Source organism: Sandaracinobacter sp., assembly GCF_041909755.1.
Classification (GTDB): Bacteria; Pseudomonadota; Alphaproteobacteria; order Sphingomonadales; family Sphingomonadaceae; genus Sandaracinobacteroides.
Genome location: NZ_JAYRCW010000086.1, coordinates 1 through 10,491, shown reverse-complemented (window position 1 = coordinate 10,491; position 10,491 = coordinate 1). Strand labels below are relative to the sequence as shown.

Sequence of the window (10,491 nt, the reverse complement as noted above, 5' to 3'; positions counted from 1 at the left end):
CAGAGATGCCCGGCGTCACCGACGGCCCCAACCCGGAGCTGGTCGATTTCACCCGTCGCTTCCGGATCGGGCTTGCGCTGACGATCCCGGTGCTGGTGCTGGAAATGGGCGGACACCTGCTGGGCCTGCACCGCTGGATCGCGCCGCAGGCGTCCAACTGGCTGCAACTCCTGTTCGCCACTCCGGTCGTGCTGTGGGCCGGCTGGCCGTTCCTCGAACGTGGCTGGGCGTCGGTCCGCACGCGCAACCTCAATATGTTCACGCTCATCGCGCTCGGAACCGGGGCCGCGCTCATTTACAGCCTTGTCGGCACCATCGCGCCGCAGCTGTTCCCGCCCGCCATGCGGAACATGGACGGCTCGGTTCCGGTCTATTTCGAACCGGCGGCGGTGATCGTGGTGCTGGTGCTGCTGGGGCAGATGCTGGAACTGCGCGCCCGCGAGGCGACCGGAGGGGCCATCCGCGCCCTGCTTGATCTGGCGCCCAAAACGGCGCGACGGGTGGCGGCCGACGGCAGCGACCGGGAAGTTCCGCTCGACGAAGTCATGACCGGAGACGTGCTGCGCGTGCGCCCCGGGGAGGCTGTGCCCGTTGATGGACGGTTGAGCGCGGGCCATTCGACCCTTGATGAATCGATGGTGACGGGGGAATCGCTGCCCGTTTCGAAGCAGGCTGGCGACAGGCTGATCGCTGGCACCCTGAACCAGACCGGCGCCTTCACCATGGTGGCCGAAAAGGTCGGCCGCGACACCATGCTGTCGCAGATCGTCGCCATGGTCGCCCTGGCGCAGCGCAGCCGCGCGCCGATCCAGAAGCTGGCCGACAGGGTTTCGGGCTGGTTCGTGCCGGCCGTCATATTGGTGGCGGTCGTGGCATTCGCGGCATGGGCGCTGATCGGCCCCGAGCCGCGCCTCAGCTATGCATTCGTGGTCGCAGTTTCGGTCCTCATCATTGCCTGCCCGTGCGCGCTTGGGCTGGCGACTCCCATGTCGATCATGGTGGGCGTCGGGCGCGGCGCGCAGGCAGGCGTGCTCATCAAGAACGCCGAGGCGCTGGAACGGCTGGAGAAGGTGGACACGCTGCTCGTCGACAAGACCGGCACGCTGACCGAGGGCAAGCCGCGCGTCGCTGCCGTTACCCCTGCTCCGGGGTTCGACGAAAAGGGGCTGCTGGCGCTGGCGGCATCGCTGGAACGGCCGAGCCAGCATCCGCTCGCGGCAGCCATTGTTGCCGAAGCAGCCGCGCGCAACCTGCTGGTGGAGGAGGTCACAGAATTCGACGCGCCTTCGGGCAAGGGCGTCACCGGCAGGGTCGGCGGGCGGCAGGTGATGATCGGAAAGGCCGTGTGGCTGGCCGAGCATGGCGTCGATACAGGCGCCCTGACGGAGGCCGCCGACAAGGCCCGCCGCGAGGGGGCAACGGCCGTGCTGGTGGCGGTGAATGGCAAGCCCGCGGGCAGCATCGCCATCGCCGATCAGGTAAAGGCGAGCACGGCGACTGCATTGGCAGCGCTGCGCGGCCAGGGCCTGGATGTGATCATGCTGACCGGGGACAACAAGGTGACGGCAGAGGCCATCGCCGGCCGGCTGGGGATCGCGCATTTCGAAGCCGATGTGCTGCCCGCCGACAAGCAGGCCGTGGTGGAGCGGCTGAAACGCGAGGGCAAGGTGGTGGCGATGGCCGGCGACGGCGTGAACGACGCGCCCGCGCTGGCCGCCGCGGACGTGGGGATTGCCATGGGCGGCGGCACCGATGTCGCCATCGAAAGCGCGGGCGTCACCCTGCTCGGCGGGGACCTTACCGGCATCGTGAAGGCGCGGGCGCTGAGCCACGCCACCATGCGCAACATCCGGCAGAACTTGTTCTTTGCCTTCATCTACAACGCGGCGGGCGTGCCGATCGCGGCCGGCATTCTCTATCCAACGCTCGGCCTGCTGCTCTCGCCCGTGATCGCTGCGGCGGCCATGGCCCTTTCATCCGTAACGGTCGTCGCAAATGCGCTGCGGTTGAGGCGTATGACACTGAAATAGGGTCTAAGGGCGCTCCCTGTATGCCAGCAGTCGTAGCGCATTGAATACCACCAGAAGTGTCGAGCCCTCGTGTGCAATGACTGCAGGGCCGATCCCAAGTCCCAGAATCGTGGCGGGCACGAGGATTGCGACCACGCCAAGACTGACGACCAGATTCTGCCGTATGATGCGACGGGTCTGGCGGCTGAGCCCGATGGCAAAGGGCAGATGCGCGAGGTCGTCGGCCATCAGCGCAACATCTGCGGTTTCCAGGGCGACGTCGGAACCCGCGGCGCCCATTGCGATGCCGACCGTGGCGTTTGCCATTGCCGGCGCATCGTTGACGCCATCTCCGACCATGGCAACGGGGGCTTCTGCACGCAATTTGCTGATCGCCGTTACCTTGTCCTCCGGCATCAGGTCGCCCCAGGCTTCTGCGATGCCCACCTCTTTCGCAATCGCGTCGGCCACCTTTTGATTGTCACCCGAGATCATGATGATGCGGTTGATTCCAAGGGCCCGCAGCCGGTCGAGCGCCGGACGGGCGGCCGCACGCGGGGTGTCCATCAGGCCGATAGCCCCCAGGTCGCGGTCGCCCTGGCGGACGACCATAGTGGTGCGGCCCTTGTCCCGAAGGTCTGCAATGGCTTCCTGCATCGAGGTAGAAAGCGCATCGATCCCGTCCGCCCCGAACATTTCAGCCTTGCCGATCAGCACGGATGCGCCATCGACATCCGCACGAACACCTTTGCCAGTCAGGCTGACCAGACCTGTCGCCGTGGGAACTGGCAGGTCGCCAAGCCGCAGCCAGCCATCACTGGCAATGGCGCGGGCCAGTGGATGATCGCTGAGCGCCTCGACTGCGACGGCGACTGACAGAAGTTCCTGTTCCGAGACACCGGCGGCCGGGATGACGTCGGTTATCCGTGGCCTGCCTTCGGTCAGCGTGCCGGTCTTGTCGAGCGCGAGCGCCTGCAGGGAGCCAAGCTCTTCCAGCGGACCGCCCCCTTTCACCAGCACACCCCCGCGTGCCGCGCGGGCAATCCCGGACAGGACAGCGCTTGGCGTTGCAATGGCCAGTGCACATGGACTTGCCGCCACCAGCACGGCCATCGCCCGGTAGAAGCTGTCGCGGAATGGTTCGTCCACCACCACCCAAGCGAAGAGCAGCAACACAACCAGGCCCAGCACCAGCGGCACGAAGATTCGTTCGAACCGATCGGTGAAGCGCTGCGTGGGCGATTTCTGGCTCTCGGCCTCGCTCACCATCTGCACAACCTTTGCCAGCGTGGTGTCGCCGGAGAGTCGCGTGACCTCGATTTCCAGCGCACCTGCACCGTTGATGGTGCCGGCAAATACCCGATGGCTGGGTACCAGCCCGTCGGCCCTCGCGGCCGCCGCAATCCGGTCCGGAACGGCATTCTTGTCCACCGGAACGCTTTCACCGGTGATAGGAGACTGGTCGACCGAGGAACTGCCGGCCACCACAAACCCGTCGGCCGCCAGCCGTTCATTAGGCTTCACCAGCACCGTGTCGCCAATGACGAGCTGCTCGATGGGAAGATCCGAAACGACCCCATCGCGGCGGACCGTTGCCGTGCGGGGCGCCAGTTCGCCCAGCGCCTCGATCGCGCGTTTGGCGCGTCCCATGGCATAGGCTTCCAGGGAATGGCCGAAGCTGAACAGGAACAGCAGCAGGGCGCCCTCTGCCCAGGCGCCCAGTGCCGCTGCGCCGGCTGCCGCGACCAGCATCAGCGTGTCGATTTCGAACTTCTTCAGGCGGAGATTCTCGATGGCTTCCCGCAACGTGTAGAAGCCGCCGAAGAAATAGGCCCCGATGTAGCAGCCGAGCGATACCATCGCGGGCAGCGCCGTCAGCTTCTCGATTGCAAAGCCGATTGCCAGCAATGCGCCGCTGAGCAGCGCAAAGTACAGCTCGCTGTTGGCGCCCAATATGCCGCCATGCGCATGGTCATGACCCTTGCCCTCAGGATGGGCGTGCCCGTCTCCTTTCGCCTGCTTTGTCGCGCCGTCCGGCCGTCGGATACTAACGTCCAGTCCATCCAGCGCCTTGAGGATCGCCTCTTCCGAGATCTCGGACCGGCGGAACTCGACATGCACCGTCCCGCCGGCGCTGGCGCTGGCTGCCAGCACACCGGGCAACTGCCGTAGCGTTTCGGCTATGGTCCGTGCCCGGCGCTGATGCCTGATGCCGTCGACATTCCAGCTCCTGTGGCCGAATTCTGCGCTGATCGCGGCGCCGACACCCCGGGCGATCTGTCTGACACGGGCAATCGGGACGATGTCGGGATCGTGGTGGACGCAGAGCATGGCGCCCTGTTTGTCTTCCTCCACCACAACATGCGCTTCACTTACGCCCGGACGACCCAGCAGATCGGCCAACAGACGTTCCACGCAGCTATCGCTCGGATCGTCCACTTCTGGAAGCAGCAACGGGATCTCGAGCCGCGTACGCGTGGTCATCTCTCGTCTCCCGCACCTTGTCCCTGCATCCGCAGCACTTCGACGGCTGCCAGTGTGATCAGCCCGATTTCCGGCAGTGGTGCGAGCGTTTCCACGAAGGCTCGCAGCCGGTCCTCCGTATCGACGATCTCGATGACGACGGATTGCTCGTTCTCCAGAATATGCCGTCTGTGAACATGGCTGCTTCGCCCGAAGCCCACCATCGCCCTCAGCACCGTGGCGCCCGCAAGATGGGCGTCGCGGGCGCGGGTGGCGATGGCGGCATAGAGCTTGTGATCACCATAATAGGCCGCCTCGTCGGTGTAGATCCGCAGCAGTTTCAATGCCTGGGTCATTTTCGTGCTCCTATTCTGCGGGCATCAGGCCGGGGTCGAAATCCCCCTCGCCGTCGGCTGCCTGCTGGCGTCCCAGCATGACCTTGGAGATCGCCGGCAGCACCAGAAGGGTGAGGAAAGTTGCAACCACCAGGCCGCCGATGACCACGGTGGCGAGTGGCTTCTGCACCTCGGCGCCGGTGCCGGTCGCCAGCGCCATGGGGACGAAGCCGATTGCCGGAACCAGCCCCGTCATCAGCACCGGACGAACCTTTTCCATCACCCCGTCAACGATGGCGCGCGATACTTCCACACCGTCATCGATCCTCTGGCCGATGCTCGTCATCACGATCAGGCTGTTCAGAACCGCCACGCCCGAGAGGCAGATGAAGCCAACAGCCGCGGAAACCGAGAAGGCAATACCCGTCAGCCCCAGCGTGAAAACGCCGCCGGCAACGCCCAGTGGAACAGCTGTGAACACCACGAGCGCCCGGCGCACATTGCCAAGCGCCAGATACAACAGCCCGAAGATGATCCCGAACACGATCGGCACCACGATCGACAACCGCTGGGTGGCGGCCTGTAGGTTCTGGAACTGCCCGCCCCATTCGATATGGGCCCCCGGTGGCAGGGCGACCGCCTCAACCCGCGGCATTGCGTCGGCGACGAACGAACCGACGTCGCGGCCCCGCACATTGGCCTGAATGACAACGCGGCGGCTGCCATTCTCCCGGCTGATCTGGTTCAACCCTTCATTGAAGCGGAATTGGGCAACAGCGCCCAGCGGCACGGAGGCGCGATGGCCGTTGCCGTCCTCCGGCAGCATCACCGGAAGGGCCGCCAATGCGTCGAGATCGGCGCGGACGCCCGTTGGCACACGGACGACCACGTCGAACCGCCGGTCACCTTCGAACACCAGTCCGGAGTCCCGGCCGGCCATGGCGGCTGCCACCGTATCCGCTACCTCCTCGACGGTAAGGCCGAAGCGCGCGATGGCCGCACGATCGAACTGCACGTCGAGTGTGGGTGAGCCCGCTGTCTGCTCTGCCCGCACATCGGCGGCACCCGGCGTTGCGTTGAGTGCGCCCGCAATCTGGTTTGCGGTCACGCTCAGCCGGTCGAGATCGTCACCATAAAGTTTGATGGCCACATCGCCGCGCACACCGCCGATGAGTTCGTTAAAGCGCAACTGGATCGGCTGGCTGATTTCGAAGCCTTGGCCCACCTGGCTGTTGGCTTTCGCCTCCACCCGTTCAATGACATCGGCTTTTTTGGTGACGCCTTCCGGCCATTCGTCCTTCGGTTTCAGGATCACGAAGCCATCGGAGATGTTTGGCGGCATTGGATCGGTCGCGACTTCCGCCGTCCCGGTCTTTGAGAACATCAGCTTCACTTCGGGAAGGCTGGAGATCGCCCGTTCGACGCCCTTCTGCATCGCCACCGATTGTTCCAGCGACGTGGAAGGCACGCGCTGGGAGGCGACGGCCATGTCCCGCTCGTCTAGTGTGGGAATGAACTCCTGCCCCAGCGTAGTGAACAACAGGCCGGCGGCGGCAAACACCCCGAATCCGCCGGCGATGAACGGCCAGGGGTTGCTGACGGCTCGATCCAGCACAGGTGCATAGTGTCTCTTCAGCCAGACGATCCCGCGCACCTCCTTTTCGGAGACTTCCCCTCGCACCAGCAGCGCCACAAGTGCCGGCACCAGCGTGATCGACAGCAGGAACGCCGCAACCAACGCCAGCATGATGGTGATGGCCATGGGGGAAAAGGTCTTCCCCTCAACCCCGCTGAACATCAGCAGCGGCACGAAGACGAGCAGGATGATGGCCTGACCGAACACCGTGGGCTTGATCATTTCCTGGGCGCCAAGCGTGGTTTCCTCCAGCCGTTCCCTCAGCACCAGCAGCCGACCCTCATGAAGCTGCCGTTCGGCAAGGCGTCGCAGACAGTTCTCCAGGATGACGACCGAGCCATCGACGATGAGACCGAAGTCGAGGGCGCCGAGGCTCATCAGATTGCCGGGCACGCCAAAGGCATTCATGCCCGTCGCCATCATCAGGAACGACATCGGAATGACCAGCACGGCGATGAAGGCCGCGCGGAAATTTCCCAGCAACAGGAACAGCGCGACTGCTGTGAGGATCGCGCCCTCTATCAGGTTCTTCTGAACGGTTCCGATCGTCGCGCTGACGAGCTTGGAGCGGTCGAGCACCGTTTCCACCTTTATGCCCGGCGGTAGCGAACGCTTCACGCTTTCCAGCTTTGTCGACACATCTCCGGCAACAATACGGCTGTTCTCGCCGATCAGCATCAGCGTGGTGCCGACGACAACCTCATGACCATTCATGCTGGCAGCGCCCGTGCGCAGATCCCCGCCTATCCGAACCGTTGCCACATCGCGCACGGCGACGGGAACGCCGCCGCGGGTGGCAATGACCGCCTCTTCAATTTCGGCTAGGTTGCGGATACGGGCGTCGGCTCGCACGAGAAAGGCTTCGCCGCCGCGGTTGAAATAGTTGGCGCCGACCGACAGGTTGGCGGCTTCCAGCGCCTTGCCCAGTTCACTGAACGAGACGCCATAGGCGATGAGTTTCGCCGGATCCGGCTCCACCACATACTGCTTCTCATAGCCGCCAATGGAGTCGATGCCGGCGACGCCCCGCACGCTGCGCAGCTGCGGGCGGATGATCCAGTCCTGCACGGTCCTCAGATAAGCAGCGCGTGCAACTTCGTCGGTCAGCCGGTCCCCTTCGGGCGTCAGATAGCTTCCGTCGCTCTGCCACCCGGGTTTGCCATTGGCATTGGGCGCTCCTTTGCCGTTGGGATGGGTGAAATCCACTGTGTACATCAGCACTTCGCCAAGCCCTGTCGTCACCGGGCCGATCTGCGGCTGCACGTCTTCGGGCAGGCTGTCGCGCGCCTGTCCCAGGCGTTCGCTGACCTGTTGGCGCGCGAAATAGAGATCGGTCCGTTCGCTGAACACGGCTGTCACCTGGCTGAAGCCGTTGCGCGATATGGAGCGCGTTGTTTCAAGACCCGGTATCCCCGCCAGCGCGGTCTCAATGGGGAAGGTAACGCGCTTTTCCATGTCGACAGGCGACAGACCCGGATCGACGGTGTTGATCTGCACCTGCTTGTTGGTGATGTCGGGCACGGCATCGATCGGCAGTTTGAGGAGCTGCCAGAAGCCGAACGCGGCGACGAGAAGGAAGAGCGCAACAATCGCCCAGCGGTTGCGGACCGACAGGCCCATCAGGTTGCCCATCATCTCAATGCTCCTCGCCAGCGCCCTTGGCCATCTCGGCCTTCAGGACAAACGCGTTGGTGGTGGCGATGGAGGCGCCGGGTGCGAGGCCACTGATGATCTCGATCCGTCCAGCGCTTCTGGCGCCGGTCGTGACTGTTACCGGTTTGAACCCTTCCGCCGTGCGCAGGAAGACGACACTGCGCCCCTCAAGCGACTGAACCGCATCTTCGGGCACCACAATGGCCGTGGAACCGCCGGCACGTGCCGGGAAGATCCGGGCGCGCGCCGTCTGGCCAAGGCGGAGCTGCCCGCCAGCGGGAACGAGCACGGCGGTCGCAGCGCGGGTTTCTCCGTCCAGCGCTGCCGTGATGGAGCGAACGCGAGCTTCTACGGTCGTGCCATCTGCCAGCTCGATACGGGCGCGATCACCGGCGGCGATGCGGCCCGCATCTGCACCCTTCACCGATGCCTCTACCTGCACACGGCTCGGGTCAGCGATGCGGAAGAGCTCAGCTTCTGGCTGGACGAAAGCGCCAAGAACAGCCGAGACCGATGTGAGCTGGCCAGAAATCGGGCTTGTGACAGTGGCTGTGCGGCCGTCGGCTGTCACGCCTGCCGCTCGCGCAGCGGCCACAGCACGGCGCGCCTCAGCTTCGGCAACGGCTGCCTCCGATTGCGCCAGCTCATAGTCCGCGCGGGCGGTTACCTTTTGCTCATAGAGCGTTCGTTCCCGCTTCAACGTCTGGCGAGCAAGCGCCGCCCGGGCTTCCGCCGCACTCCGTTCCGAGGCGATCTGCGCCGCGTCGCGACTTTCCACGACGGCCAGCACCTGACCGGCGCGAACGACGTCGCCCAGCTGCGCCGTGATGCGGGTGACAGCACCGGCGGCACGAGCCGTGAGCACGGCCTGTCCGCTTGTCGGAGCTGTGACAACCGCCGGCGCCAGCAATTCCGCCGCGAGGCCGCCGGCCTGAACCGGCGTTACTAGGATACCGGCGCCACGTATGACTTCGGGTGAGAGGGTAAGCGCCTCGTCAGCATGTTCCGCTTCCGCTTCGGGCTCTTCGCTGGCGCTGGTGACGGGAGATGCCGTGAAGCTGGCGATGGCATAGCCACCGGCTCCTGCGAGCAACAGGGCGAGCAGGGCGCCCAGGATTTGGGGTCGCGTCATTGTCATTGCGGGTCTCCAATGGGATCAAGGCCGGCGGCGCGGTCACGCTCGGCGCGGGCCAGTTCGGCATCGCGGGCGGCAGACAGCCGGGCGCGGCGCGCCTCGGCATAGCCCCGCTGGGCCATCAGCAAGTCAGGGTAGGTGAAGCGTCCGGCAGCATAGCCGAGCCTCGCGATCTGCAGGGCTTCGGCAGCGCTTGGAACGACGACGCTGTCGTATGTGCGAAAGCTGGCGGCTGCAGCGCGGCTGCGGGCCTCAGCAGCTGTCAGCCGCGCCCCCGCCTGTCGTTGCAGCCGTACAGCTGCCGCTTCGGCACCCCGGACGTCGGCCGCGGCTGCCGCAATGGTACCGCCGTTGCGGTTGAAGAGTGGAAATGGAACGGAGATCCCTGCCACCATGGCCGTTGCGTCATCAGCTGCCAGTCGACGCGCGCCCACATTCAGACGAATGTCCGGAACGCGCTGAGCCTTCGCATCCCGCAGCCGGGCTTGGGCAAATGATAGCTGATACTGGGCCGCAGCCAGATCAGGCCCGGAAACGGCATATTGAGCGGGCGTCCCGTCCGAAGACATGGGAGCAAGCGCCGGAACACGGAAATCCGCCCGTTCCCGCCCGATCAAGGCAGCCAGCGCTTCATTGGCTGCCAAGCGTTCGGCCGAGGCGAGCTCTGCAACCGCTTCCGATTGCGCCCGCTCAGCAGCGGCAGTTACGCGTCGCAGCGGCGGTTCGCGACCTGCCTCCACAAGCCGGGTGACGGCTGTCTCCAGCGACCTTGCGATGTCGACATCTTCCGCTGCCAACAGGGCGGCAGCTTCTGCCTCGGCAGCAAGGACATGGGCTTCCCGCACGGCGAGATCGAGATCAAGGCGGGCCATGCCGGCCTCCGCTTCTGCCAGCGTCACACCTGCCGTGGCAGCATTGACGCGGGCTGACCGCTTGCCGCCCAGTTCCACCGGGAAAGCCAGCGAGCCGGTGGTCTCTGCAGACCGGGTTCCTGAAAAGTCGCGCGATCCGGCAAAGTTCTCGACGGCAATGTCGAGCTCCGGGTTAGGGCGCAGCTTCGCCTGCGCCAGACGCCCCTTTTCGGCATCAACGCGTGCCATCGCCTCCACACTTTGAGGGGAGCGCAGCCGCGCTTCGCGCACGGCGTCAATAAGCGTCAATTCGGTAGGTGGCGTTTGCGATTGAGCAGTGGTGCCCGTGGCTGGGAGCCACAGAAAGGCAAATAACAGGGCACAATTACGCCCTCGAAAAACAAGCATG

6 protein-coding genes are annotated in these 10,491 nt (G+C 65.1%); 1 reads left to right on the top strand and 5 read right to left on the bottom strand.

Annotated elements, in window-relative coordinates:
* A partial coding sequence (locus ACE3O8_RS10955; protein WP_374389664.1) for a copper-translocating P-type ATPase occupies nucleotides 1-2,030 on the top strand: 2,030 nt, incomplete at its 5' end.
* 3 nt (nucleotides 2,031-2,033) lie between these two features.
* On the opposite strand, the gene ACE3O8_RS10950 is transcribed toward ACE3O8_RS10955, so the two are convergent.
* From ACE3O8_RS10950 to ACE3O8_RS10930, 5 genes are all read right to left on the bottom strand, one after another.
* Nucleotides 2,034-4,493: a heavy metal translocating P-type ATPase gene (locus ACE3O8_RS10950; protein ID WP_374389662.1), complete on the bottom strand. Its 2,460-nt coding sequence runs from the start codon at nucleotides 4,491-4,493 to the stop codon at nucleotides 2,034-2,036.
* A complete protein-coding gene (locus tag ACE3O8_RS10945; protein WP_374389660.1) occupies nucleotides 4,490-4,828 on the bottom strand; it encodes a DUF190 domain-containing protein in 339 nt (112 codons plus the stop codon). The genes ACE3O8_RS10950 and ACE3O8_RS10945 overlap by 4 nt, the downstream gene beginning before the upstream one ends.
* Nucleotides 4,829-4,838: 10 nt before the next feature.
* Nucleotides 4,839-8,078: an efflux RND transporter permease subunit gene (locus tag ACE3O8_RS10940; protein ID WP_374389658.1), complete on the bottom strand. Its 3,240-nt coding sequence runs from the start codon at nucleotides 8,076-8,078 to the stop codon at nucleotides 4,839-4,841.
* A gap of 1 nt (nucleotide 8,079) precedes the next feature.
* On the bottom strand, nucleotides 8,080-9,234 hold the full coding sequence (locus ACE3O8_RS10935) for an efflux RND transporter periplasmic adaptor subunit (protein WP_374389656.1): 1,155 nt from the start codon (nucleotides 9,232-9,234) through the stop codon (nucleotides 8,080-8,082).
* The coding region (locus ACE3O8_RS10930) for a TolC family protein (protein WP_374389654.1) at nucleotides 9,231-10,491 on the bottom strand (1,261 nt) is incomplete at its 5' end. The genes ACE3O8_RS10930 and ACE3O8_RS10935, both read right to left, overlap by 4 nt.

What these genes read in the sequence shown, in the direction of transcription:
- ACE3O8_RS10950 (WP_374389662.1), bottom strand. Translation starts at nt 4,493, where the DNA reads ATGACCACGCGTACGCGGCTCGAGATCCCGTTGCTGCTTCCAGAAGTG.
- ACE3O8_RS10945 (WP_374389660.1), bottom strand. Translation starts at nt 4,828, where the DNA reads ATGACCCAGGCATTGAAACTGCTGCGGATCTACACCGACGAGGCGGCC.
- ACE3O8_RS10940 (WP_374389658.1), bottom strand. Translation starts at nt 8,078, where the DNA reads ATGATGGGCAACCTGATGGGCCTGTCGGTCCGCAACCGCTGGGCGATT.
- ACE3O8_RS10935 (WP_374389656.1), bottom strand. Translation starts at nt 9,234, where the DNA reads ATGACAATGACGCGACCCCAAATCCTGGGCGCCCTGCTCGCCCTGTTG.